The sequence below is a fragment of the Mesorhizobium sp. GbtcB19 genome, from assembly GCF_019091085.1.
Classification (GTDB): Bacteria; Pseudomonadota; Alphaproteobacteria; order Rhizobiales; family Rhizobiaceae; genus Mesorhizobium.
The window spans coordinates 1-271 of the sequence record NZ_JAGXJY010000231.1 but is presented as its reverse complement, the minus strand read 5'-3'; the positions used below and the strand labels follow the sequence as shown (position 1 = coordinate 271).

Genomic DNA, 271 nt, shown 5'->3' with positions numbered 1-271 from the left:
CCCAGTTCTTGCGGTCGGCATAGAGCAGGTAGGCGACGCCGATCAGGAGCACGACGATCAACACGACCGACCTCAACAGGATCAGCAGCGCCGGCAGCACGTAGAAGGAGAAAAAGGTTCCCATGCTTATTCCGCCGCCTGCTTGAAGCCGCTCTTGGCCAGCGCCGAGCATACAGCCATCACGGCCGACGCCCGCGCGATCGGGTTGGTCAGATAGAAGTCCTTCCCCGAGGAGGCGAAGGTGCCCTTGTTCAGCCGGCCGCCGAGCTTC

Annotated in this window: 1 protein-coding gene and 1 pseudogene; both read right to left on the bottom strand. The window is 62.7% G+C overall.

Going from position 1 to position 271, the window contains the following annotated elements:
• Positions 1–124: pseudogene (locus KVT37_RS32245) on the bottom strand (NADH-quinone oxidoreductase subunit H); the annotation flags it as partial.
• A gap of 2 nt (positions 125–126) precedes the next feature.
• On the bottom strand, positions 127–271 hold a 145-nt coding region (locus tag KVT37_RS32240), incomplete at its 5' end, for a hypothetical protein (protein WP_217579032.1).